Raw genomic sequence first — 24508 nt, forward strand, 5'->3', positions numbered from 1 at the left:
GGGTTCTCCTTTTGGCGGTGGGTTTTAGGCGTTGGCGTGGACCGGCGCGACCGGGGCGTGGATCCGGAACTTGTTTGCCAGCTGGCCGATGCCATCGATTTCGGTGGTGAGGACGTCTCCGTCGATCAGGAAACGCGGTGGGGTCATGCCCATCCCGACTCCCCCGGGCGTTCCCGTGAGGACGAGGTCGCCGGGGCGCAGGGTGGTGAACTGGGAAATGTAGGAAAGGAGCTTCGCGGGGCCGAACACCAGGGTGCTCGTGTTGCCGCGCTGGACGAGTTCGCCGTTGACGTAGCCGCGGACCTCAAAGCTCTGGCCTGCTTCGTCCGCAGTCAGCATCACCGGGCCTACCGGCGTCGTGCGGTCAAAAGCCTTGCCCTGGAACCACTGCAGCGTCCGGTTCTGCCAGTCGCGCATGGAGACGTCGTTGGCAACCGTGTAGCCGGCGATTGCCGCGCGGGCTTGGTTTTCGTCGGCGCGGGACAGTTCAGAACCCACGACGACGGCGAGCTCGGCTTCCCAGTCGACGCGGCCGCTGCCGTGGACTTCTACGGGGTCGGTAGCGCCCACCAGGGTGTCCGCGTACTTGGCGAAAAGGGTGGGGTACTCAGGAAGTTCTCGGCCCATTTCCTGGATGTGGTCCCCATAGTTCAGTCCGCAGCAAATGACCTTGCCTGCGCGGGGCAGGAGCGGTGCGAAGTCAGCGCCGGTGATGACCGAGCCCTCGGATGCTTGCGCTTCCTGCACGATCGTCCGCCACTCCGGCAGGGCCAGGAGCGCGCCGACGTCAGTGGCCGGCAGCGCAAGGTACGTGTCCGCGCCCGTGGCGAGTGCCGCCGTCGTACTTCCGCCGGAGGTTCGCAGGGTGGCAAGTTTCATGGGTTGTGCTCCTTCGAGTTCTAATGTGTCGACTTTTTTACGATCGTCACATATGCTCAACGTAGCACGGCAGAAATGATCTGCACAGAGGCATTTCAAAAGTTTTTGCAGTTGCCACAACAAGGAGGAACAGCATGAGCCACAAGACAATCAACCCTGAGTCGCTCCCCAAGCCGTCCGGTTTTGCCCACGGCAGGCTTGCCGGCAACACGGTGTTCCTGGGTGGACAGACGGCCTTGGACAAGAACATGAACATCGTGCCGGGCGGCATCGTGGAGCAGTTCACGCAGGCGTTCTCCAACGTCCTCACCACCTTGCGCGAGGCCGGGGGACAGCCCGAGGACCTGGTCAACGTGACCATCTACCTCACGGACGTGGACGATTACATGGCGAACGGCCGCGAGATCGGACGGATCTGGCGCGAAATGGCTGGTTCACAGTACCCGGCGATGGCTGGAATCGGTGTCACCCGGCTGTGGCAGAAAGAAGCCATGATCGAAATCCAGGGCATCGCGGTCATTCCGGAGCGCTAAATAGCCGGATTTTGGGGCACGATGTCCCTATGGGAACCGTCACCGAATACTTGGAGAACGTCAGCCAGGGCAACCGCGAAATCCTGGAGCGGGTTGTAGCGATCGCGCGTGAACTTGCCCCGGACGCCGAGGAAGGCACCAGCTACGGCATGCCTGCTTTGCTTGTGGACGGCAAGGGCTTCGTGAGCGTACTCGAAACCAAGAACCACCTTGCGCTGTACCCGTTTAGCGGGCAGATCCTGCCGGAGATGTCGGAGGAGCTGGGCGGCTATTCGTGGTCGCCCGGGACATTGCGGTTTTCGGCGGACAACCCTGTTCCGGACTCCATGGTTCGGCGGATTCTTGAGACGCGGCTGGCAGCGATCCGGAAGTAGGTGCCCCGCTTACCCAACTGGGTCGCAGATGAGGTCGTTTTGAGCGCTCAAAACGACCTCATCTGCGACTTACTTGGGTTAATGCTTGGCGGAGACGTCTTGGGAGATGGCGTTGGCCGTGGTTACTACAGCTTCGCGGACCGACTCGAGATACTTGTCCGGGTCTGGTTGCGCCGCTACCGCTTGGGCCTGCAGGGACACGTTGATGGCGGCGACGTTGTCGCCGTTGTTGTGGTTCCACACCGGCGCCGCGATGGACATGAGCCCGATTTCCAGTTCCTGGTCCAGCAGGCACCAGCCTTGCGCACGGACGCGCTCGACGGCGGACCTCAAGTCTGACGCGCTGGCTACGGTTCGTGGCGTGATGGGCTTGAGTTCGACGCTGGCCAGGTATGCCTCAAGCTTGGCCTGCGGCAATCCGGCGAGCAGCACGCGACCCATGGACGTGGCGTACGCAGGGAAGCGGGTGCCGACGGTGATCCCGACGTTCATGATCCTGCGGGTGGCGACGCGGGCCACGTAGAAGATGTCCGGACCGTCCAGGACCGCGGCGGACGTGGACTCCCCCAATTTCAAGCTCAGTTGCTCCAGATGCGGCTGGGCCAATTGCGGCAAGGAGAGCGCCGAAAGGTAGGAGTACCCGAGCTGCAAAACCTTGGCTGTTAGCGCGAAGGTCTTGCCATCCGTGCGGACGTAGCCGAGCTCAACAAGGGTGTGCAGGAACCTCCGGGCCGTGGCGCGGGTCAGGTCAGTGCGGGCAGCGACTTCGCTGAGGGTCATGACCGGGTTGTTCGCGTCGAACGCCCGGATCACGGCCAGACCCCTGGCCAACGACTGCACGTACTGGTCGCTGGCCTGCGGGGTAACTGCAGAATCGGTCATGGTTACCAATCCTAGGGTGCGTTGCGGGGCCCACTCTGCATCCCCACCGCCTCCCTAACCTCGCAAGCTCGGCCAGGGAACCCGGGCGATGTGGGCCCTGCTAGGGCAATAACCACGCAGAGCGGGCCCCACAACGGGAGGAGGGTTAGGCGCCGGGCTTCAGGGGCAGGGGTACGAGTTCCTGGATTTCCTCGAAGGTGCAGCCGAACGTCTCGCGGACTGTGACGCCGTCGGGTCCTGTGAGGAAAACGGCTTTGTCGGTGTACACGCGGGTCACGCATCCGACGCCGGTGAGCGGGTAGGTGCACTGGTCCACGAGCTTGGACACGCCCTCGCGCGTCAACAGGGTCATCATCACGAACACGTCCTTGGCGCCGGTGGCGAGGTCCATCGCACCACCGACGGCGGGGATGGCGTCCGGGGCTCCGGTGTGCCAGTTGGCGAGGTCGCCGGTGGCGGATACCTGGAACGCGCCGAGGACGCAGATATCCAAGTGCCCGCCGCGCATGATCGCGAACGAGTCAGCGTGGTGGAAGTAGGAGGCCCCTGGCAGTTCGGTGACAGGGATCTTGCCTGCGTTGATCAGGTCGCCGTCGATCTGGTCGCCCTCAGCGGCGGGGCCCATGCCGAGCATCCCGTTCTCCGTGTGGAGCGTGATGTTCTGTTCCTCGGTGAGGTAGTTGGACACAAGAGTGGGCTGGCCGATGCCCAGGTTCACGAACGAACCGGGGGCGATGTCGCGGGCCACCAACTGGGCGAGTTCGTCGCGGCCAAGCGGCTTCTCGGACGTCTGGATGCTTGTCTGGGTGCTCATGATCAGGCCACCTGTTCTGCGCTGGAACCGCCGACGCGGACCACACTGTTGACGTAAATCCCCGGCGTCACCACGTTCTCCGGGTCCAGAGAACCCGTAGGGACGATCTCGGAGACCTGGACGATCGTGTGCTTGGCAGCGGCGGCCATGATGGGGCCGAAGTTCCGGGCAGTCTTGCGGTACACGAGGTTTCCCTTGCCGTCCGCCTTGAGTGCCTTGATGAGGGCGACGTCGGCATGGATGGGCGTCTCGAACACCTGCCACTTCCCGTCCAGGAAACGGGTTTCTTTACCTTCGGCCAAGGTGGTGCCGTAGCCGGTGGGCGTGAAGAACCCGCCGATTCCGGCACCGGCGGCGCGGATGCGCTCGGCCAGGTTGCCCTGCGGGACGAGTTCCAGCTCGATCTCGCCCGCGTGGTATTTGGCGTCGAAGTGCCAGGAATCGGACTGTCTCGGGAAGGAACAGATCATTTTGCGGACGCGGCCTTCCTTGATCAGCAACGCGAGGCCTTGGTCGCCTTGGCCGGCGTTGTTGTTGACCACGGTCAGGTCCTTCGCGCCGCAATCCATCAGCGCATCGATCAGTTCGAACGGCTGCCCGGCGTTGCCGAACCCTCCGATCATCACCGTGGAACCGTCCTGGATGCCAGCGACAGCTTCGCCAACAGTGTCAATGAAATTCAACATGAGCTTTAGCCCTTCACCGAAGCGGTTACATTTTCGAGCACCACGGCCAGGCCCTGCCCAACACCGATGCAGATCGCCGCGACACCCCACCGCTGGCCGGAAGCCTGCAGCGACCGGGCCAGCGTGCCGAGGATGCGGGTACCGGAGGCACCGAGCGGGTGGCCCATCGCGATCGCGCCGCCGTGACGGTTCACGATGGACGGGTCAATCCCCCACGCGTCAACGCACGCCAGCGACTGCGCGGCGAACGCTTCATTAAGTTCGACGGCGCCAACCTGGTCCCAGCCGATGCCTGCCTTCGCGAGGGCCTTGTTCGCGGCCTCCACCGGGGCGAACCCGAAGAACTGGGGATCGTTGCCATGCGCACCCCGGCCCGCGATCCGCGCCAACGGCTCAAGGCCAAGAATCCCAGCAGCAGCCTCAGAGCCAATCCACGCCGCCGAAGCACCATCGGACAAGGGCGACGCATTCCCGGCGGTGACCGTACCGCCGTCGGGCCCGTCAGCTTCAGGACGGAAGACTGTCTTCAAACCAGCAAGCTTCTCCGCGGAAGAACCCGCACGGATGCCTTCATCCCGCACCAGATCGGTGCCCGGCACCGCAGAAACCAGCGAATCGTAGAAGCCTTCGTTCCACGCGGCGTCGGCCAGATTGTGGGAGTCTGCAGCGAACTGGTCCTGGCGCTCTCGCGTGATGCCGTATTTCTCGCGCAACCGTTCCGTGGCCTCGCCCAGGGAGATGGTCCAGTCCTTGTTCATGGACGGGTTCACCAGTCGCCAACCCAGCGTGGTGGAGGCCAGGGTCATGTCACCGGCGGGGTAGGGCTTGGAGGTCTTGGGAAGCACCCAAGGCGCACGGCTCATGGACTCGGCGCCGCCCACCAGGATCACATCCGCATCCCCGGCGTTGATCTGGCGGGACGCGATGATTGCCGCGTCCAACGACGAACCACAGAGACGGTTGACAGTTGTGCCCGGGATGGAGACGGGCAGGCCTGCCAGCAGGGTAGCCATCCGGGCGACGTTGCGGTTTTCCTCACCGGCACCGTTGGCGTTGCCGAACACCACCTCGTCGATCCGCTCAACATCCAATTCCGGGGCCCTGCGAACAGATTCGCGGACCACGTGCGCTGCGAGATCATCGGGACGGACTGCGGCAAGGCCGGAGCCGAACTTACCAAAGGGTGTGCGTACGGCGTCGTACACAAAAGCCTGGTTCATGGGGTTTCTCTTTTCTACTGCCCAACTAGGTCGCAATAGTGCGCGTTTTGGACCTTCTAAACGCGCTTAAATGCGACCTAGTTGGGTTCGTTGGCGTCGATTTCGGCGAATACTTTCTGGGCCGTCTTGAAGGCCGAATTGGCCGACGGCACGCTGCAATAGATGGCGGTCTGCAGCAGGATTTCCTTGATTTCGTCCCTGCTCAGGCCGTTGTTGAGGGCCGCCCGGACGTGCATGGCGAGCTCCTCCCAGTGACCGTGTGCCACCAGCGCCGTGAGAGTGACAGCGGAGCGCATTTGCCGGCTAAGACCGGGCCGAGTCCAAATACCACCCCAGGCGATCCTGGTGATCATGTCCTGATAGTCCTCGGTAAAGGAATCCTTGTTGGCGTTCGCCCGGTCCACATGCTCATTGCCGAGCACTTCGCGTCGAACCACCATGCCGGCGTCGTAAATGTCCTGCGCGGTCGCTTCCGGCTGAACGGCACCATTCCGTTCGGCAGACAAAGAGCTCATCGTCCGTTCTCCTTCATGAAAGTCCGCATCAAATCGGCCACAACGGCCGGTGCCTCTGCGGGCGCAAGGTGGGCGACGCCGTCGAGCGCTTCCACCACAGCGAAACCACCGCCGGACCGAACACCGGCAGCGACCTCCTCCGCGAACGACGGCGGCGCAACCGAATCCTCGACGCCGGCGATCGCCTGGGTGGGAACGGTGATGCTGCCGAGCTGCTCGCGGACGTCGAACCCGGCGAGGGCTTCGCAGCAGAACGAGTAGCTGAAGCGGTCGGAGTCGCGGAGGGCGTGCAGGAGGCGGCTGCTGACCTCGGGTTGGCGATCCATGAATCCGGCAGCGAACCAGCGCTGCGCCGAACCCTGGATCATCACCGGTGTTCCCTGCGCGCGTACGGTTTCGGCCCGCTCCAGCCAGCCTTCGGGAGTGCCGATCTTGGCGCCGGTGCACTGGACGGACAGGCTGCGGAGTCGGTCGCCGTGCTTGATACCGAGCTGCAGGCCGGTGGCGCCGCCCAGCGAGACGCCCGCGTAGTGGAAGTTCGCGCCCGGGCTGACAGAGTCAACAAGATCGACGACGGCGTCAGCCAGTTCCGCCATATCGAAACCTTCCGTGGCGGCTGGCGAGATGCCGTGGCCGGGGAGGTCCCAAGCGATGACGTCGTACTCGTCGCCCAGGAGGGCAGCGGTTTCGGTCCAGAGCACGGTGGACGTGCCCAGCGACGGGCCGACAACCAAGAGCGGCTTCGCTCCCAGTCCGCGCTGCGGGGAGAGCAGCACGGCCTTGACAGTTGGCTTAGCCACGAGTGGCTCCTTTCGATGAAGATCCAGTGAAGTCCGGGTAGGCGGCGAGGATCCGGCGGCTGATTTCGGCGGCTTCGCCGAGGTAGCTTGCGGGATCCATGAGTGCTTCGAGTTCGGCGTCGGAGAGCTTGTCCGCGGGGACCGTTTCGCGAAGCAGCTTGGTGTAGATACGGGACTGCTCGGCGGCCGGCGCCTTCAGCGTTTCGTCGACGACTGCCTGCAGCGTCTGCTTTCCATCGGTACCCAGGAGAGGCGCGACGGCGGCCACCACACCTTCGCTGAGGAGCAGCGGTCCGGAGATTTCGAGGTTCCGGCGCATCGCTTCCGGAAAGACACGAAGACCTTCCACGAGTTCGCGGACGTGACCTGCGGATCCCAAAGCCAAGGCAAGGAGCTGGCGCAGGGCCGGCCATTCGCTGTGCCAGGCGCCGTCCGGGCGCTCATCGTTGAATGTGGCCGCCGCGAGGTGCAGCTGCGATGCGAGGCCCGGTGCCTGCAGCGCGGCGCTGCGGACGAGCACGGACAGCACCGGGTTTTGTTTCTGCGGCATGGCCGAGGAAACACCACGTCCGGCGGCGAGCGGTTCGCCGAGTTCGCCCACTTCGGGACGGCTCAGGAACAGCAGGTCCGCGGCGATCTTGCCGAACGAGTCAATCAGGGCAGCAAGTCCATCACCCAGGGAGGTGACGGCCAGGCGGTTGGTGTGCCAAGGAGCAGGAGCCGTTGCGAGGCCAAGCTGCGAGGCCAAAGAATCCGCCAAATCAAAAGGCGTGCTCTGCGAGGAAGCAGTCAGCTTGGTTGCAGAGGCCAAGGTCCCGCCAGCCCCGCCAAACTGGATGGGTAGTTCGAGCCCTTCCAACCGGGCAGCTGCAGCGGCCATGCCTTGGAACCATTGCGCGGCCTTGAGCCCGAACGTATACGGCAGCGCGTGCTGCGTCAGGCTCCTGCCCACGCACAGCGTTTCCGCATGCGCCCCGGCCAAGGTGGCGAGCGCCGTCGTCGTGCGTTTTACCTCGGTGAGCAACACAGAAACAGTGCGGCTGGCGAGCAGCATGAGGGCGGAGTCGAGGACGTCCTGGCTGGTGAGGGAGGTGTGAACAGCCGACGCCGCGCCCGGGTCCAAGGACTTCACTCGTGCCCGGAGGTCGCCGAGCAAGGGGATCACAGGGTTGCCTCCGCCCTGGGCGCGCTCCGCCACGGAAGCGACGTCGTAGGAGCCGGCTTCGGCGGCTTCGGCCACAACTGCGCCGGATCCTGCGGGAACGAGTCCCGCCTCCTCAAGGACAACCGCCCAGGCGGCTTCGACGTCGAGGATTGCCGCGATCACGGCACGGTCGCCCGTCAGCGCCGCCACAGCGGGCGACGCCGAGACAGGGCTGAGGAGGCCGAAGTCGCCGTCGATCATGGCTGGTTTTCCGTTACCAGATCGAGCGAACCGTCCTGCTGGAAGTCCAGGAACACGGTCTCGTCGCCACCCTGCAGCCGGATGTCCCAGGTAAGGCCGCCATCGGGGTCGCGGCGCGCGATCAGCGTCTTGCGGCGCTCCGGGTCCAAGGAGCTCAGCAGCGGGTCATTGGCCAGTGCTTCCTCGTTTTCCGGCAGGTAGACGCGGGTGAACAGCCGGTTCATGAGGCCACGGGCGAAGACGGCTACGGAGATGAACGCCGCAGCACCGGGCTTGGTTGGGCCGGGGTTAACCGTGGTGAAGGTGTAGACGCCGGAGTTGCCGACAGAACCGCGGCCCCAACCGGTGAACGTGTAGCCGTCACGGACCAAGGAGCCGGTCCGCTGGACGATGTTGCCTTCGGAGTCCGGTTGCCAGATCTCAAGGATGGCGTCGGGGATGGTGTTGCCGGCGCCGTCGTAGACCGTGCCTTGGAGGCGGATACTGCCGGGGCTGCCCGGAGCGAGCAATTCGTTGTCCTTATTAAAGGGAAGGGCGTAGCCATAGAAGGGGCCTACGGTTTGGCCCGGCGTGGGTGCCAGCTTGGTCATGTGCTTACTCCTCGTCCCCGGCGTCGCCGTATGCTTCGTTTTCCGTCCAGGTCCGCTTTGAGCCGGTCAGGATGATGTCCCACTTGTAGCCGAGCGCCCATTCGGGGCTGGTGAGTTCGTGGTCGTACTGGGCCACGAGGCGGTCGCGGGCGTCCTGGTCCACGATCGACTGGTAGATGGGGTCCAGCGGGAAGAGCTGATCGCCCGGGAAGTACATCTGCGTGACGATGCGCTGCGTGAATTCCGAACCGAACATGGAGAAGTGGATGTGGGCCGGGCGCCAGGCGTTCAGGTGGTTCTTCCACGGATACGCGCCCGGCTTGATGGTGGTGAAGCTGTACGAGCCGTCATCGCCAGTGATGCAACGGCCGACGCCGGTGAAGTTCGGGTCCAGCGGCGCTGGGTGCTGGTCGCGCTTGTGAATGTAGCGGCCGGCGGCGTTGGCTTGCCAGATTTCCACGAGCTGACCGGCAACCGGGCGGCCGTCGCCATCGAGAACGCGGCCGGCAACAATAATGCGTTCACCCTGCGGCTCACCGTTGTGCTGGATGGTCAGGTCCGATTCCAGCGCGTGCACATCCTGGTTGCCGAACGCGGGCGAGTAGAGCTCGATCGTCTCCGGGTCCGCGTGGTGCAGGCTCTTGGTGGGGTGGCGCAGGATGCTGCTGCGGTACGGCGCGTAGTCCAGGCGCGGCATGGTCTCTGGCGCCTTTCCGTTCTTCAGAGCCTCCGCATAGCGATCCCCGATGCCCTTCATCTCAGCGCTGAGATCCGCTTGGGTTTCCACTTTCTTGGAATCATGCGCGGCGTGCGGCTCAGCGGGAGGCACAAGTTCCTCGGATTCGAGCGCTTGTGCAGAGTTGACTTGTGCAGCGTTGACCTGCGCGGTCTGTTCTTGTGGCACAGCCGGCTCCTTTCGATGGGTTGGATTGTTGGTTCAGGGTTTATGCCCGGTGCAGCGAGTCGTATTGGACGGCGTGGCGCACCGGCGCATTGGGCGCTCCGTAGCCGTCGTAGTCGCCTCGGCGTTCCACCATTTCGAAGAACACGCTGCCAACCGTGGCGGTGTAGAAGTGGAGGAATTCTCCATTGGCGTCCCGGTCATACAGGAGATTGAGCTCCTTGAGGGTGGCCAGGAAATCCGGTTCAAGATCGAACCGCGCGTCCAGGTCTTCGTAATAGTTGGCGGGGATCCGCAGGAACTCCAGGCCACGATCGCGGGCCGAGCGGGCTGCACCCACGAGGTCGTCCACGGCGAACGCGATGTGTTCCTGGTACGTTTTGCGTGCAGTCTGCGCCTGCTTTGCCGGTGCCAGATTCAGCACCAGCCTGACTGAGCCGTCGGAGGTCTCCATGACCTGCGAGCGCACCAGGCCGCTGGGGCTCGGAACCTCGGCGAACGGCTGCGGTTCAAGGGCCAAGGCGCTGGTGTAGAACAGGACGGCTTCGTCGAAGTGCTGCCACGGCTGGGCGAGGTTCACGTGGTCAATCACAGCGTTCTGAGTGCTGGAAGCGTGCTCAAGCCCCTCGCCGAACTCGTGCGTCCACGCCGCAGTGCCGTCCGGGCTGCCCTGGCACAGGAAGATTTCGGTGGAGTCCGGTGCGGAGATGCCTTGGAACACTTCCTCATCGGCTTGGACCTTGCGGGCAACCACGGGCGCCTTGAGTTGCTGGGCGCGAGCGGAGGCAATCACTGGAGAGTCGACGTCGAACCCCAAAGCGGCGATAGCCGGTTCCGTGTGCAGCGCGGCTTGCTCGTTGATGATCACGCGGGCCTGGCCCATGGTCCACAGCTGGACATCCTTGGTGCGGTGCCGGCCCTCGAATTCGAAGCCAAGCTGGCCAAGGAGCTTCTCAAGTTGGGCGGTGTCGTCGGCCTTGACCTCGGCGAAGTTGAAGCCGGCCGGTTCGTTTACCTTGGGCAGCGTGGCCAGTTCCATGGGATAACGACGGCGGGAGGCGGCTGCTGCTTCGGTTCCGGCTTCCGCAGAGGTGCTCGCCAGCCACTTGGCGCTCTGCTCCTCCAGCCAGATCAGGGAACGCATGGCATCGATGGCCGTGCGCTCAACGTCTGACTGGCGGAAGACGTCGTTGAAGACTTCGAGCGAAACCGGGCCCGTGTAGCCAGCCCGGACCACGTGGCCCATGAACTTGGCGAGCTCGAACTGGCCCTCACCCGGGAACACACGGTAGTGCCGGCTCCAGGACAGCACGTCCATGGATAGCTTGGGGGCGTCGGCAACCTGGACGAAGAAGATCTTCTCAGCGTTGATGTCCTCGATCGGCGCCGTGTCCCAGTCGCGTGAAAGGATGTGGAACGAGTCCAGGCAGGTTCCGAGGTTGGGGTGGTCCACCATCTCGACCAGGCGATACGCGTGCTCGTAGTCGTTGACGTACTTTCCCCAGGCCAAGGCTTCGTAGGCGACCTTGACTCCATGGTCCCCGGCCAGCTCAGCAAGCTCTGCCAACTGGGAGGCACGAAGTTCGTCGTCGTCGATTGTTGCCGTGGCCACGTTGGTGCAGACCAAGATGGTGTCCATGCCCAGGCGTTCCATCAGGTTGAACTTTGCCTCGGCACGTTTGAGGTTGGCCTTCAGCAGGTCCGGAGTGACGCCGTCGAAATCCCGGAACGGCTGGTAGAGATCCAGGCCCAAACCCAGATCAGCGGCCATTTTCCGCACGTCCTCGGGGCTCAAGGGCGAGGTGACGAGGTCCTGCTCGAAGATCTCAATGCCGTCGAAGCCCGCGATTGCGCAGGCCTGCATCTTCTCTTTCAGCGTGCCGGACAGGCAGACCGTGGCGATTCCGGTGCGCATCAGTGGGCCGCCTTTGCCAGAGCCGGCAATTCGGTAGCGGCGAGCGCATCCTCGACGGCGATCAGCTCCAGGAAGTGGGCCCGCATGCGGTCGCGATCGGCGTCGTGGCCCGTGAAGAGCCGGAAGGCGTCGGCGGCCTGACCGACCGCCATGCGTCCGCCGTCGAGAACCTTGCAGCCCTTGGCGCGCGCTTCGCGGATCAACTGCGTCTCGATGGGGCGGTAGACGATGTCCGCAACCCAGTGCCGCGGTTCCAGGAGGTCGATGTCCAGCGGCAGCCCGGGGTGGGCGGCCATGCCGATAGGGGTGCAGTGAACCAAGCCATCGGCGAGGGGCATGATCTGCGGGAGTTCGTCCGTGCTCCGCGGCGTGACCGTGGCGGCCGGGAAGAGTTCGCCAAGTTCGGCGGCGCGCTCTGCGGCCCGGGCCGGGTCCATGTCCACCAGGTCCAGCGTGGTGACGCCGGCGGTGAGCAGGGCGTATGCGACGGCTGAACCGGCGCCGCCCGCGCCCAACTGGACCACGCGGTCCAGCTTTGCCTCCGGCAGCCCGTTGGTGAGTGCCGCGCCGAAGCCGGAGAAATCGGTGTTGTGGCCGATGAACCGGCCGTCCTGAATGAGGACTGTGTTGACGGCGCCCAGGCGACGGGCGTCGTCGGAAATTTCGTCAAGGTGCTCAAGGACCAGCTGTTTGCACGGGTGCGTGATGTTCAGTCCGTTGAAGCCCATGCGCTGGGCTGCGGCCAGGAGCTCCCCGACGGCGGTGGCCGGCAACGCGAGTTCCAGCAGGTCGATGGGGCGGTACAGCAAGCGAAGGCCCTGCACATCGGCTTCGCGTTCGTGCATGGGCGGAGTCAGCGACGGCATGACGCCTTCGCCAATCAGGCCCACCAGAACGGACTCGGCTCGGTTGCTCATCCTAAAGCTCCTTTGACTTCAGCACCGCGGCGTTTGGCGCTTTTCTGGGGCGTCGCCGGCCGGGTGATATTCAGATTACTACAAGTGTTCATATTCCGCACGCTTGTTCTTATCGCGAACATTTGCGAAGAGCTAACCCAACTAGGGGACAGATAACGTCCCAATGAGGGCTCATACCGACAGGTGCTGTCCCCCAGTTGGGTCAGCGCTGGGGCAGCCGGGCCGCGAGTTCAGCCGCGGCTTCCTGAAGTGTTGGCACGTGCGCGATGAGTTCCTCCATGGTGAGTCGGAACACCGGCACTGCCGTTGCGATCGAGGCGAAGGCGTGACCCTGCGAGTTGAGCACCGGCACGGCTACCGCACGCATGCCGATCTCATTTTCTTCGTCCATCACGGCGTAACCCTGACGGCGAACCTGATCAATCTCCTCGCGGAACTTGTCGCGATCGGTGATGGAGTGTTCCGTGAGCGGGTCCAACGGCAGTTCTTCGAGGAGCCGTTTCCGCTCGACCTCTTCTTCGAAAGCCACAATGGCCTTGCCCACAGATGTCGTGTGCAGGGCTCCCAGGTGGCCGGGATCGCTGGTAACGCGGAAGGTCTTGGGGCCGTCCACCTTGTTCACCGTCAAATGATGATTGCCGTCCCGCACTGAGAGGATAGTGGCCTCATGGGTCCGCTCCGTAACCCGCTGGAGGACCGGCAAGGCAGTGGCGGCAAAGCCGTGGTGGTTGGAAACGCGCTGCCCCAGCTGGAACACGCGCAGGCCCAGGTGGTACCTGCGGCCATCCGGCTCGTAGTCGACAAAGCCGTCCCGCGTCAGCGAGCCCAGGAGCCGATACGTCGTACTGAATGGCAGGCCGGCGCTCCGGGCCAGGTCGGCAGCACTGGCACCCTTCGGTTCATTGCCGAGCAGCACCAGAAGGCTCAAGGCCTTTCCGACCATGTCTGTTTTTGTGTCCTCTTTCACACTCATAGTGAAATGCTCTCATATCGTGAGAGCTATTTCTAGATGGTGGCTAGTTCTCTTGACAAGTGACCCCACTCACAGTCATTATTGCTGTATTGCACAAGTAGCTCTCACCATGTGGTTACTTTGGGGATGGTCAGGCCGCACCTCGCTCTGGTCTTCCCGTAGAAGCTAGATCCGCGACATCGTCGTCACAGAAGGAACACCCATGAGCCACACAATGCCGTCAGCGACGCCAGGCACAGTCACCCCCGCAGGAACTCCCAAGAAAGCAGCCCTCGCCAGCTTCCTGGGAAGCGCAGTGGAGTACTACGACTTCTTCATCTTCGGCTCCGCCGCCGCCTTGATCTTCCCCCACGTGTTCTTCCCGGACGCGGACACCAACGCAGCCATCATGTCCTTCGCAACCTTCGGCTTCGCCTACGTTGCCCGCCCAGTAGGCGCCGTCATCCTCGGGCACTTCGGCGACAGGATCGGCCGGCAAAAGGTACTCATGTTCACACTGGTCCTGATGGGGGCCGCGACCTTCGTGATCGGCTGCCTCCCGGACTTCAAGACCATTGGCTGGTGGGCTCCGGTCCTGCTGGTGCTTGCCCGTCTTGCCCAAGGTCTTTCGGCCGCCGGCGAGCAGGCCGGCGCCTCGTCGATGACGCTGGAGCACGCTCCGGACAACCGCCGCTCGTTCTTCACCTCGTGGACGCTGACCGGCACCCAGGGCGGCCAGATCCTGGCGGCGCTTGTCTTCATTCCAGTTCTCGCGCTCCCTGACGAGATCAAGTACGGCATCGGCTGGCGCATCCCGTTCTGGCTCAGCGCAGTAGTGGTGGTCGTGGCCTACTTCATCCGCCGTACCCTGCATGAGCCTCCGGCATTTGCAGAGGCCAAGAAGAACAACCAAATCGCCAAACTGCCCATTGCCGACCTCTTGAAGCTTCACTGGCGCGACGTCCTCCGCGTGGTGTGCTGTGCATTCATCGCCGCAGTGAGCACGGTATTCGGAACCTTGGCCATCAAGTACGCCCAGGACGTTGCCCACGTCAGCGGCACCATCACCTTGTGGCTCGTTGTGGTTGCCAACATCGTTGCCCTCGGTACCCAGCCGCTCTTTGGCATGCTCGCCGACAAGATCGGCCGGAAGCCCGTCTTCATCTACGGTGCTGTGGCCAGCGCCATCATGACTCCGGTGTTCCTGCTGACCCTCGAATCCGGCAATGTACCGCTGATGTTCCTGGTCTCCGTAGTGTTCTTCTCCTTCGGGTACGCTGCGGCCAACGCCGTGTGGCCGTCCTTCTACGGTGAAATGTTCAGCACCAAGGTCCGCTTCTCCGGCCTGGCCATCGGTACGCAGCTCGGCTTCCTCATGGCAGGCTTTGCTCCGACCATCGTCACCGCCCTCGGTGGCACCAAGCCTGGCGGCTGGGTCCAGATCTCCATCTTCACGGCAGTCATCTGTGCGATCGCAGCGGTATCAGCCCTTACGGCCCGCGAATCCGCCAAGGTTCCCACCGCGAAGCTCGGACTGCACAAGTAAGTCGCCGCAGCTGCCAGCCCAGGCAATGGAAAGCCCGGAATGTCCTCTGACATTCCGGGCTTTCCGCTGAAGTACCTACCGCGGGTTCAGCACCACTGGCATGAACTTCCCCGCACCCGTCCCGGAGTACAGCAGCAGCGTTCCGTCCCCGGCGACTCCCACCACAGAGGGGCCGCCAGTACCCGTGAACCCATTGCCGAGGGAAGCCATGCTGGAGAACATGTTCCATCCCGACCCAAGGTAGGAGCGCGCAAGGAAGCCGCCAGAGCCGTTGCCCGGGTAGAGCCAGAGCCCGCCATCGCCAGCTCGGCCAAGGAGGTCTTCCCTGCCGTCGCCATTGAAATCACCGGCCTGCAGGACCAGGTTGAACATATCCCAACCGGTGCCGATCTGCTTGCGGGCAAGGAAGCCCCCGGAGCCATTGCCAGGGTAGACCCACAGCACGCCATCGCCGGACCCGGCCACAATGTCCGGTTTTCCGTCACCCGTGAAATCGCCCGGGGCCAGCAGCTGTTCGAAGCCTTGCCATCCGGTGCCAATCTGCTTGCGTGTCAGGAACTGTCCCGTTCCATCTGTCGGGTAGAGCCACAGCGTCCCATCGGAAGCCCGGGCCACAAGGTCGGGATGCGAATCGCCGTCGAAATCTCCGGCACTCAACACCGACGTGAACTGGCCCCAACCCCACCCGACCTGAACGCGCGGGAGGAAGCTGCCCGATCCGTTACCCGGGTAAAGCCACAAAGCGCCGTCGGTGCCGCGTGCCAGGATGTCGGCGACAGCATCGCCGTCGAAATCGCCGGCTTCCCAGACCTGGCGGAACTGGTTCCAGCCGGTCCCGATCGCCAGCCGATCCGCGAAGCCTGTGCCTTCTCCCGGATAGAGGGTCATGGATCCGCCGGCTGCTGCCGTCAGGACGTCCACGCGCTTGTCACCCGTGAAGTCCCGGCCGCCGACAATGTCACCTACTCCATTCCAACCAGTTCCGACGGCGGCACGCGGCAGGAAGCCTCCCTTGCCATCGCCCGGGTAGACATAGAGCGTGCCATCGCCGGCCCGCGCCAGCAGACCCGGAGCCCCGCCGCCGAACGGACCGGAGGCCGCCAGGCTGTTGAAGGAATCCCAGCCTTGGCCGATCTGCGTCTGGGCGAGGAAACCACCAGTCCCGTTGCCTGGATACAGCCACAAGCGGCCATCCGCGCCGGCGGCAATGAGGTCGCTCCTGCCATCGGCGTTGAAGTCCCCCGCCGCGACCAACTGGGTGAAGCCCTGCCAGCCAAAACCGATCTGGCTCCGGGAAAGGAAGCCGCCTTTCCCATTGCCGGGATAGAGCCACAGTGCGCCATCGCTGGTCCGTGCAAGGATGTCCGCAAAGCCGTCACCGTTGAAGTCCGACGTTCCCAGGACGGCGTTGAAAATGCCCCAGCCAGAGCCGATCTGCACCGGATCATCCAGGCGGTTTCCCGGGAGGCCGCTGAAGAGGAGCAGGGTACCATCGGCTTCGCGGGAAATGACGTCGGCCAGTTTGTCGCCGTCGAAGTCGCCCGCGGAGAAACGCATGCGTGCCTTGAGTTTGGGATCTGCATTGATAGTGACGGTGGCCGAGGTTGTGGAGACGGAGTTGATCGTCACCTGGGTGCCCGTGTAGGTGGTGAAGGTGCTGCCGGCCTGCCACGCGTGATTCTTGGCGTACCAAGGCTCAGTGAAGGGGATGGTGGATGGCATGAGGATCAGCGACGAGGCGATGGTGGCGCCGCCGCGCTGGACGATCTTGACTCCTCTATTGCCGGGGGGCCTGCCATCTTCCCCAAGGTAGCTGTCGTACCCTACCGGCTGCCTGAGTTCCAGGTAGTAGACCTCTTTGCTGATTGGGTCCGTGAACTTGATGGCGCGTTGTGCCTCCGTGCCGCCCCATGGCTTGAGGGTGTAGCTCTTGACGCCCGTGGCCACGCCGACATCGCGGATTTCGTCTCCGCGGCCCAGCCCTGCGTAGTCCCAGAAGCTGGAGCTCACCACCGGCTGGGCGTACTGCGCAGCGCCCATGAGGTCCGTGGTGTCGCCGTATTCACGGATATAGCAAGAGGTGTCCGTGAACCGCCCGGTGCTGTCCACGCCGACGTCGGAAGCTCCGCTACCGCACTGCAGCGCGTCCGCGTGCATAAGGCCAATGACGTGTCCGAATTCGTGGCTCATCACATTGTTGGAGAAGTTACTGAGCTGCGGCATGAGCACACGCCCGCTGTAGCTACCGCTGCTGTAACCCGCGCCCAGTGCGTTTCCCGAGAGAGTCGACGTGGGAATGAAGATCACCAGCGCCGTGTACGGGCTGGCCGTCCAGTTCAGCTCAGCGGTAATGGTGGAAATGATGGTGCCGTAGCTGTCCGTGGATTTGGCCTTGGATTGGAACCCGGAGACCTTGCTGGCGACCGTCATGGACAACTTGTTGTCCGTCATCGCTTTCCAATAGCTGCTAGTGGCCGCCACTGTCTGCTCGGCGCCAGTCATGGAGACGGTGTTCATGTTGTCCGCCAGCTTTGCCGTGACCAAACGGACGCGGATATCGCCGTTCGGACCGGTTGCTGCTGCGCCGTCGCCGGGGAGGGACTCGACGCCGGCGATCTCGCCGCGGGCGGGAGCCTGTCCGGGCGGCGTCTCGAACACATGTTCCGAGTGCGGCGTTCCCTCGATGAACCGTACGTTCGGATTATCGGGTTTTGGTTCAGGCACCGCCGATGCCGGCGCCTGGACGAAAAACAGGCCGGTGGCAAATACCACCAGGCCCGTGGACACCGCGATTGAACGCCGCAACAAACCCATTGATTCTCCCGGGGACGGAGTCTGTGGTTCCTGTGAGTCTCAAGAACCGAGTTCAGGTTACCGTCGCCCCCGCGCTGGTCCGCGGAAGCAGCCACAAAGCGAAGGCGAGTCCTGCCGCAACTGGTGCGTACCGGCGTCGGGTACTAGCCGAAACGCAAGCATCCCGGAATGCTAACCGGACCCTAACCACGCCGAAATACTCCGGCAACAATGCCCCGCCACACTGGAATAGCCGGCAAGTGCAGGCACCAGCTCCAGTTCAGGAGGACACCATGCTGAAGGAAGTCACCACTCACACAACACGAATACGCGCGATCAGCCAGCTCCACCGCGGAGACGAGATCGAGGCCCGTATGTCCGTTGGCCCCGCCTACGATGACGTGGTCATCCGCCGCGGACGGGTCCAGGAAACAGCGCCGGGAATCGGCGTCGTCTGGATCATGGACCACGTCTCCGGGATGAGGAAAGCCATCAATACCGATGAATGCAGCGTTTGGCGCGTCGCCTGAACCCCGGCTTGACCCCAAACACCCGCTCAGCCGCCGGCCACGGACTGGATAATCAAGACCTCCTGACCGGCCGCAACCTCCGTATCAAGACCCTTCAGACGCCGGACCTCATCACCGTTCACGTAAACATTCACGAAACGGCGGAGGGCACCGGTTTCATCACGCAAACGCCTGGCCAGCACCGGATATTCGCCGGTGACCGAGTCCAGCAACTGTCCAACGGTTACAGCGCCGTCGGCGGACGCAGTCAGATAGGACTGTCCGCCGACGAGCGGCTGCAGGACACCCGGCAACACCACCGTAAAGTCAGCCACAACGGGCCTACCCAGGCACCGGGGCGCTGGCTGCCGCTTCACTGACTGCCGGGACGCCAAGCACGACGGCGGCACGCACGCACAGCACGTCCGGCAAGTGCGAGGCCACTTCAGTAAAGGTCTCGCCCTCGTCGGCGCTGGCGTACACCGATCCGCCGCGGGTTCCGAAGTACACGCCAGTCGGTTCGGCGGTGTCCACGGATGCAGCATCGCGAAGCACAGCATTGTATTCGTGGTCCGGCAAACCAGTGTGAAGCTCTCTCCACGTTCCACCGGCATCCTCAGTGCGGTGCACGCTGAGCTTGCCGTCCGGCGGGATGCGTTCGCCGTCGGCCTTCAGCGGGATGACCCAAGCTGTCCCCTCGCGCCGGGGATGGGTCAGCATCACGAAACCAAAGTCCGCGGGCAGCCCGTCCGCGATGGAGTTCCAGTTCTCGCCGTCATCGTCCGTGCGGTACACGCCGTGGTGGTTCTGTGCGTACAAACGGCCCTCGACGGCGGCATCCGCGGCGATCTTGTGGACGCACTGGCCGAACTCGGGGTTGGGATCGGGCATGAAGTAGGCCGAGATTCCCTTGTTGCGGGGCTCCCAGGAGGCACCGGCGTCGAGCGATCTGTAAACGCCGCCCGTGCTCATGGCGACGTGGACCTTCTCGCCGGACGGATCCACCACGATGGAGTGCGCGGCCGCTCCCCCGTAGCCAGCACCCCACTCGCTGCGGTGGGGGTGGTCCCACAGTCCGCGGTTCAGCTCGAAGTGCTCGCCGCCGTCGGTGGATTTCCACACTGAAATCGGTTCGCACCCGGCCCAAACCACGCCAGGGCGGGACTCGGTGTCGGGGTAGATCTGCCAGATGCGTTCCAGCGCAGCGTCCGTGCCGTCCGGGAATTTGATGGCGCCCTGCTCGGGCTCGGTCCACGTTGCACCGACGTCATCGGAATGGGCAACCGTGGGTCCCCAGTGCTCCGAACGCACCCCCACCATGATTCTGGTTTTGCCGTCCCGGGTGTCTATCCCGATGCTGGGGATCTCGCTCATCAGGAAGTGCGGGCCAGAGATGGACCATTCTTTGCGGTCCGGGCTGGTTGCAAGCCACAAACCTTTCTTGGTCCCGATCGCTAGGACATAACTTTCTGCGGTATCTGCGGTTGCCATGAGTCCCATCGAACCATCAGGGCGCACGGGTGGCAACGGGTTCCTTGGAGCTTGTGGATAAGCGTGCTGGTTTGCAGCCGACCACAGACGAGACCCGCGTGACGTTTTGGCACTCCGCGCACTACATATTCGTGAAGGTGTGTTGCAACCGGCGGTGTCGGGTTTGCCATCACGACGGCAAACGCTGGGCACCTACTATCCAATTTGAACAAGGAGACAAGGTGGACTTCCCCAAGAACGCGCGTGGTGAGACCTACGGGTCCGCAATGGAGGCGCGGACACCGGCCGACGAACCAGATCTCATCAGATCCGTCGGGGACGACGGAAGAAGCCATTCAGCTGCAGAATGTTCGGACGGACGGCGCTGGCCGGGTTTTGGATTTGGATGTGGCTGGTTGTGTGACGCTCGGTGGCGAACGGTTCGCTGATGGAGCCTCAACAAATCTCGAAGGAAATTGTTGACAATTTACAGTGGGCGATTTAGATTCATAGTGAATCAAAAACCTCCGCCCGCTCGTATCGGAAGGCACATCGCCTATGACGAGCGAGGCCCCTCTCCTAACACCTCCACTGAAGGGACCCATCATGGCTACAACTGACTCCCGCCCGAAGTACATCTCCTTTGACATCTACGGCACCTTGATCAACTGGGATACTGACTCCACTACCCGCCGCCTGCTCGCGGGCCGTTTGCCTGAAGAGCAGTGGCCTGCGTTCAAGAAGGTGTTCCGCGGCTACCGCTTCGACGAAGTCTTGGGCGACTACAAGCCCTACGAGCAGATCCTTCAGAATTCCTTTGACCGGGTATGCAAGTTTTTCGGCATTGGGCCAACCCCGGGTGCCGGGGTAGAGTTCGCTGACGCTGTTCGCGGCTTTGACGCCCACGATGACGTGCCGGCGCCGCTGAAGCTCATGGGCGACAACTACAAGCTTGTGGCTCTGTCCAACGCCGACGACAGCTTCCTGGAGATCAGCATTCCCAAGCTCGGCGCTGACTTCCACGCCGTGCTGACCGCAGAACAGGCCCAGGCCTACAAGCCCCGCTACCAGGCCTTCGAGTACATGCTCGATACCCTGAACGCCAAGCCGGAAGACTTCCTGCACATCGCCTCGCACACCCGGTACGACATGCACCCGATGCACGACATGGGCTTCCGCAACCTCTGGGTTCTGGACCGCGGCTACGACCCCATCACCGGCGGCTACGACTACAACAGCGTTAAGTCGCTGGACGAGATCAACAAGCACCTCGGTCTCTAAACCGGCTGCTGGCTCTGCGTCGATGAAAGGGTGAAATGAGCGATTCTGCCTTTATCCAAGCAGTGGCATCAGAGAGTGGACTCCTGGCGGAGCCTCCGCAGCTCGCTGACCCCGCCGTCCGGGGGCTGCTCGAACGGTTCTACGGCCTGGCGGGAACGCTGGTCCGGATTCCCACCGAGAAGGACGAGACTTTCCGGCTCCGGGACGGGGACGAAACGTATCTGGTGAAGATTTCACCCTCGGATGAGGATCCAGTGATCGTCCACCTTCAAACGGCTTGCATGGAGCATTTGGAACGGACTGCCCCTGAACTTCCAGTCCAGCGTCTTGTCAGGAGCCTTGACGGAGAGCCGCAAGTCCTCATTCCGGAGCCTGCAGGAGCCTTTGATCGGGTACTGCGGGTGATGCGCTTCCTGCCAGGCGATTTGCTGGCCAATCACGACGCGTCGGCTGGCCAGCTTCGATTGGTGGGCTCAAGCCTGGCCCGCCTGGGGATTGCTTTGAAGGACTTCGATCATCCTCGCGCCGATCGTTTGCTCCTCTGGGACCTCAAGCATTTTCACCGGATGCGCCCGCTTCTTGACTATGTGGATGAGAAGGAAAAACGGTCCCTCGCAGAAGATATTTTCGATCAGTTCGACCACAAAGTGGTTCCGCTCCTCGACACGCTGACCTCCCAGGTTGTCCATGGGGATTTCAGTCCGTTCAATGTCCTCGTCAACCCCAGCAGGCCCGATTATGTAACCGGGATTATCGATTTCGGGGACGTCGTACGAACCCCCGTGATCTTCGACATCAGTGTCACCATGGCCAACCTTCTGGGAACAGACCCGGCCAGCCCCTGGGAGCACGCACTGCACGTCATGAACGGCTATCGAAGCATCCGCCCCGTGGTCGGGCAGGAGTTGGAGGCTCTGATCGTCTCAGCCCAGGCGCGCCTGCTCCTGCGGGCCTTGATAACGCAGTGGCGGGCAAGCCAGTTACCGCTAAGGCGAGATTATCTCCTCTCCCACTCAAAGCCCGACTGGGACCGGCTCGCGTCCACTGCCGCAGCCCCGGCACCAGAACTTTCTTTCACAGCATGAACCCGACCCCCTTAGCTTCGAGGAGAAAACATGGGTACTTCCCCAATCCGCAAGCCGTCCAAGGCCATGGTTAACGGCTTCGATCCCAGCCGCCTGGATGAGCTCCCGGACCAGATGCAGAAGAGCATTCGACGCCGGGACAAGAGCCTGGGGCCCAGCTACAGGCTCTTCTACGACGAGCCCCTGGAAATCGTTCGTGGCAAGGGCGTCACATTGTTTGACCGGGACGGCAATGAATACCTCGACGTTTACAACAACGTTCCCTCTGTTGGTCACGGCCACCCGCGCGTGATTGAGGCTGTCCACCAGCAGATGCAGACGCTGAACACCAACACCCGCTACGTCCAGGAGTCCATCCTGGACTACTCAGAGCAGCTTCTTTCAACGTTCCCCGCCGAGCTTGGCCATGTCATGTTCACTTGCACTGGTTCAGAAGCCAATGACCTCGCTATGCGCGTCGCAAAATATGTGACCGGACAGCAGGGCATCATCGTCACGGCCGGCGCGTATCACGGGTTGACTGCCGAGGTCTCTTCCTTCTCGCCGTCCTTGGGCAAGGGCGTGCCCCTGGGCGCGAATGTCAGGGTTATCGACGCCCCGGACGCCCTGCGCTATTCATCAGATCAAGGCTCGTTTGAGGATCACCTGCGGGACCAGGTGCGTGCAGCCATCTCTGACCTGCACCGGCACGGTATCGGAGTGGCGGCTTTCATAGCCGACAGCATCTTCTCCTCCGACGGTGTCTTCGCTGGTCCCGCAGGCTTCCTTCGCCCCATCATCGAAGAGATCCATGCCGCAGGCGGCCTGTACATCGCCGACGAGGTACAGCCAGGATTCGGCCGTACGGGTGAGGAATGGTGGGGCTTCCAGCGCCACGGAATCGTCCCCGACATCGTGACCATCGGCAAACCCATGGGTAACGGCATTCCCGTCGCGGCAGCAATCTTCAAGCCCGAATTGCTGCAGGAGTTCGGGAAGAACATCCGCTACTTCAACACCTTCGGCGGAAATTCAGTAGCCATAGCGGCAGCCCAGGCCGTCCTTGACGTCATCCGGGAGGAATCACTCATAGAGAACGCTTTGAAGGTTGGCGGAAAGATCCTCACAGGCCTGAAGGACCTCACCCAGAATCTGGACCAGGTGGCAGAAGTACGCGGAAGCGGCTTCTTCATCGGCGTCGACCTCGTGACCGATCGATCCACCCTCACACCCAACGGGGACGCCGCCGCCAGCATCGTCAATGCCCTCCGGCGGGACCGGATCCTGATCTCGGCTTGCGGCGCCCAGGGCAACGTCCTGAAACTCCGTCCGCCAATGCCCTTTTCCAATGACGACGCCGATCGCCTGCTGGAAGGAATTGGCCGTGCCTTCAAGGCACTGCGCTAAGGCGCAACAACAAACAGGCCGGCCTAGTGCCGACACCAAATGCTTGGGGATTGTGCCTTCCACTGTGAAAGCACTCTGTGTATTACACCAACCGAAATCACTTGAAGGGTTGCACCATGAAGACGACACATATGATCCAAACAGCCGCCGCGGGGCTCGCCGTCCTGTTGGCCCTGACTGCATGTGGTGGCGCCGCAGCAGGGACTGAAGCGACCGAGATTCCGAAGACACAGAACACCCGTGACATCTCAGAGGGTGTCCAACCCGAGGCCGCCGCGGTGGCGTTGCTGCCGAAGGCCATCAAGGACAAGGGCGAGCTGACGGTCGCGATGGACCTGAGCTCCCCGCCGATGACGTTCCTCGCCGAGGACAACAAAACCCCCATTGGCGTAAACCCGGACCTTGCCCGCTTGGTGGCAAAGAAGCTGGGCCTGAAGCTGAAGTTCGAGAACACAGCGTTCGACACGATCATTCCCGGCATCGACGGCGGCCGCTACGACTTCACCGCCACGACCATGTCCGCTACCGCCGAGCGGCTGAAGGTGCTGGACATGATCAACTACCTCAAGGGAGGCTCGGCCGTAGCCGTAGCGAAGGGCAACCCACTCAATCTGACCAATGAAACCCTCTGCGGCAAGAACGTGGGCGTGACCAAGGGCTCAACACAGCAACTGAAGCATCTGCCCAACGTCTCGGAGTGGACCTGCACTTCCCAGGGCAAGCCCGCCATCAACGCCATCACCCTGCCCAACGTCCAGGAAGCCCTGACACAACTGGACTCCAAGCGGATCGACGCTGTCTTTTACGATGCCAGTGCCCTGGCGTGGGCCAACGATCAGCAGCCCGACCACTTCACCACCTTGCAGCCGCGAATGGATACCCGCACGGACACGAATGTCGCCATGGGCCTGAAAAAGGGATCAGCCCTGACCCCGGCACTCCAGAAAGCAATCCAGTCCGTTCTGGAATCCCCGGAATACAAGAAGTCCCTGGACTACTGGGGCCTGGGAGAATCAGCTATTACTGAAGCCAAGATCCGCTAGCACTTGCGCTGT

General features: G+C 63.0%; 24 protein-coding genes. 8 read left to right on the forward strand and 16 right to left on the reverse strand.

Features of this window, described 5'->3' with window-relative positions:
• Positions 1–24 precede the first annotated feature (24 nt).
• Complete coding sequence (locus LDN75_RS23345) at positions 25–879, reverse strand: fumarylacetoacetate hydrolase family protein (protein ID WP_223935047.1); 855 nt, start codon at positions 877–879, stop codon at positions 25–27.
• 134 nt (positions 880–1013) lie between these two features.
• On the opposite strand from LDN75_RS23345, the gene LDN75_RS23350 reads away from it, so the two are divergent.
• Together LDN75_RS23350 and LDN75_RS23355 are read left to right on the forward strand one after the other, a co-directional pair.
• On the forward strand, positions 1014–1412 hold the full coding sequence (locus tag LDN75_RS23350; protein WP_223935048.1) for a RidA family protein: 399 nt from the start codon (positions 1014–1016) through the stop codon (positions 1410–1412).
• Positions 1413–1441: 29 nt separating this feature from the next.
• Positions 1442–1786: a DUF1801 domain-containing protein gene (locus tag LDN75_RS23355; RefSeq protein WP_223935049.1), complete on the forward strand. Its 345-nt coding sequence runs from the start codon at positions 1442–1444 to the stop codon at positions 1784–1786.
• Between the two features lie 78 nt (positions 1787–1864).
• Here LDN75_RS23355 and LDN75_RS23360 read toward each other — a convergent pair whose 3' ends face one another.
• The 12 genes from LDN75_RS23360 to LDN75_RS23415 form a co-directional block, all read right to left on the reverse strand.
• Complete coding sequence (locus LDN75_RS23360) at positions 1865–2668, reverse strand: IclR family transcriptional regulator C-terminal domain-containing protein (RefSeq protein WP_223935050.1); 804 nt, start codon at positions 2666–2668, stop codon at positions 1865–1867.
• A gap of 145 nt (positions 2669–2813) precedes the next feature.
• On the reverse strand, positions 2814–3482 hold the full coding sequence (locus tag LDN75_RS23365; RefSeq protein ID WP_223935051.1) for a 3-oxoacid CoA-transferase subunit B: 669 nt from the start codon (positions 3480–3482) through the stop codon (positions 2814–2816).
• 2 nt (positions 3483–3484) lie between these two features.
• The gene (locus LDN75_RS23370) at positions 3485–4168 is read right to left on the reverse strand and encodes a 3-oxoacid CoA-transferase subunit A (RefSeq protein WP_223935052.1); all 684 of its coding nucleotides are present in this window, start codon (positions 4166–4168) and stop codon (positions 3485–3487) included.
• Between the two features lie 5 nt (positions 4169–4173).
• Positions 4174–5388: a thiolase family protein gene (locus LDN75_RS23375; protein ID WP_223935053.1), complete on the reverse strand. Its 1215-nt coding sequence runs from the start codon at positions 5386–5388 to the stop codon at positions 4174–4176.
• 77 nt (positions 5389–5465) lie between these two features.
• A complete protein-coding gene (pcaC, locus tag LDN75_RS23380; protein ID WP_223935054.1) occupies positions 5466–5903 on the reverse strand; it encodes a 4-carboxymuconolactone decarboxylase in 438 nt (145 codons plus the stop codon).
• Positions 5900–6703, reverse strand: coding sequence for an alpha/beta fold hydrolase (locus tag LDN75_RS23385; protein WP_223935055.1), 804 nt, complete (start codon positions 6701–6703; stop codon positions 5900–5902). Before LDN75_RS23385 ends, pcaC begins: the two co-directional genes overlap by 4 nt.
• Positions 6696–8108 carry an adenylosuccinate lyase family protein gene (locus LDN75_RS23390; RefSeq protein WP_223935056.1) on the reverse strand — a complete coding sequence of 471 codons (1413 nt, stop codon included), beginning with the start codon at positions 8106–8108 and terminating at the stop codon, positions 6696–6698. The genes LDN75_RS23385 and LDN75_RS23390 overlap by 8 nt, the downstream gene beginning before the upstream one ends.
• Positions 8105–8698 carry a protocatechuate 3,4-dioxygenase subunit alpha gene (gene pcaG, locus LDN75_RS23395; RefSeq protein ID WP_223935057.1) on the reverse strand — a complete coding sequence of 198 codons (594 nt, stop codon included), beginning with the start codon at positions 8696–8698 and terminating at the stop codon, positions 8105–8107. The genes LDN75_RS23390 and pcaG overlap by 4 nt, the downstream gene beginning before the upstream one ends.
• 4 nt (positions 8699–8702) lie before the next feature.
• Positions 8703–9527 (reverse strand): protocatechuate 3,4-dioxygenase subunit beta, encoded by an 825-nt coding sequence (gene pcaH / locus LDN75_RS23400; protein ID WP_223937673.1) that lies wholly within the window; start codon positions 9525–9527, stop codon positions 8703–8705.
• A 115-nt stretch (positions 9528–9642) separates the two neighbouring features.
• A complete protein-coding gene (locus LDN75_RS23405) occupies positions 9643–11514 on the reverse strand; it encodes a sugar phosphate isomerase/epimerase and 4-hydroxyphenylpyruvate domain-containing protein (RefSeq protein WP_223935058.1) in 1872 nt (623 codons plus the stop codon).
• A complete protein-coding gene (locus LDN75_RS23410; RefSeq protein ID WP_223935059.1) occupies positions 11514–12431 on the reverse strand; it encodes a shikimate dehydrogenase in 918 nt (305 codons plus the stop codon). The genes LDN75_RS23405 and LDN75_RS23410 overlap by 1 nt, the downstream gene beginning before the upstream one ends.
• 202 nt (positions 12432–12633) lie before the next feature.
• The gene (locus tag LDN75_RS23415) at positions 12634–13404 is read right to left on the reverse strand and encodes an IclR family transcriptional regulator (RefSeq protein WP_223935060.1); all 771 of its coding nucleotides are present in this window, start codon (positions 13402–13404) and stop codon (positions 12634–12636) included.
• 202 nt (positions 13405–13606) lie between these two features.
• Here LDN75_RS23415 and LDN75_RS23420 point away from each other — a divergent pair, with 202 nt between their 5' ends.
• Positions 13607–14929 carry an MFS transporter gene (locus tag LDN75_RS23420; protein ID WP_223935061.1) on the forward strand — a complete coding sequence of 441 codons (1323 nt, stop codon included), beginning with the start codon at positions 13607–13609 and terminating at the stop codon, positions 14927–14929.
• 75 nt (positions 14930–15004) lie between these two features.
• Here LDN75_RS23420 and LDN75_RS23425 read toward each other — a convergent pair whose 3' ends face one another.
• Positions 15005–17743: a VCBS repeat-containing protein gene (locus LDN75_RS23425; RefSeq protein WP_223935062.1), complete on the reverse strand. Its 2739-nt coding sequence runs from the start codon at positions 17741–17743 to the stop codon at positions 15005–15007.
• A 272-nt stretch (positions 17744–18015) separates the two neighbouring features.
• Here LDN75_RS23425 and LDN75_RS23430 point away from each other — a divergent pair, with 272 nt between their 5' ends.
• Positions 18016–18252, forward strand: a complete 237-nt coding sequence (locus tag LDN75_RS23430) for a hypothetical protein (protein WP_216924635.1) — start codon at positions 18016–18018, stop codon at positions 18250–18252.
• A 26-nt stretch (positions 18253–18278) separates the two neighbouring features.
• Here LDN75_RS23430 and LDN75_RS23435 read toward each other — a convergent pair whose 3' ends face one another.
• Complete coding sequence (locus tag LDN75_RS23435) at positions 18279–18566, reverse strand: MoaD/ThiS family protein (protein ID WP_223935063.1); 288 nt, start codon at positions 18564–18566, stop codon at positions 18279–18281.
• Between the two features lie 7 nt (positions 18567–18573).
• Positions 18574–19731 carry a glycoside hydrolase gene (locus LDN75_RS23440; RefSeq protein ID WP_223937674.1) on the reverse strand — a complete coding sequence of 386 codons (1158 nt, stop codon included), beginning with the start codon at positions 19729–19731 and terminating at the stop codon, positions 18574–18576.
• 576 nt (positions 19732–20307) lie between these two features.
• Here LDN75_RS23440 and LDN75_RS23445 point away from each other — a divergent pair.
• The 4 genes from LDN75_RS23445 (at position 20308) to LDN75_RS23460 (ending at position 24496) form a co-directional block, all read left to right on the forward strand.
• Complete coding sequence (locus LDN75_RS23445) at positions 20308–20982, forward strand: haloacid dehalogenase type II (RefSeq protein WP_223935064.1); 675 nt, start codon at positions 20308–20310, stop codon at positions 20980–20982.
• 35 nt (positions 20983–21017) lie between these two features.
• A complete protein-coding gene (locus LDN75_RS23450; RefSeq protein WP_223935065.1) occupies positions 21018–22067 on the forward strand; it encodes a phosphotransferase in 1050 nt (349 codons plus the stop codon).
• A 30-nt stretch (positions 22068–22097) separates the two neighbouring features.
• Positions 22098–23453: an aspartate aminotransferase family protein gene (locus LDN75_RS23455; protein WP_223935066.1), complete on the forward strand. Its 1356-nt coding sequence runs from the start codon at positions 22098–22100 to the stop codon at positions 23451–23453.
• Positions 23454–23569: 116 nt separating this feature from the next.
• Entirely contained in the window at positions 23570–24496 is a 927-nt protein-coding gene (locus LDN75_RS23460) for an ABC transporter substrate-binding protein (RefSeq protein ID WP_223935067.1), read from the forward strand.
• The last annotated feature ends 12 nt before the right edge of the window (positions 24497–24508 follow it).

It is taken from the genome of Arthrobacter sp. StoSoilB5, assembly GCF_019977235.1.
Lineage (GTDB): Bacteria > Actinomycetota > Actinomycetes > Actinomycetales > Micrococcaceae > Arthrobacter.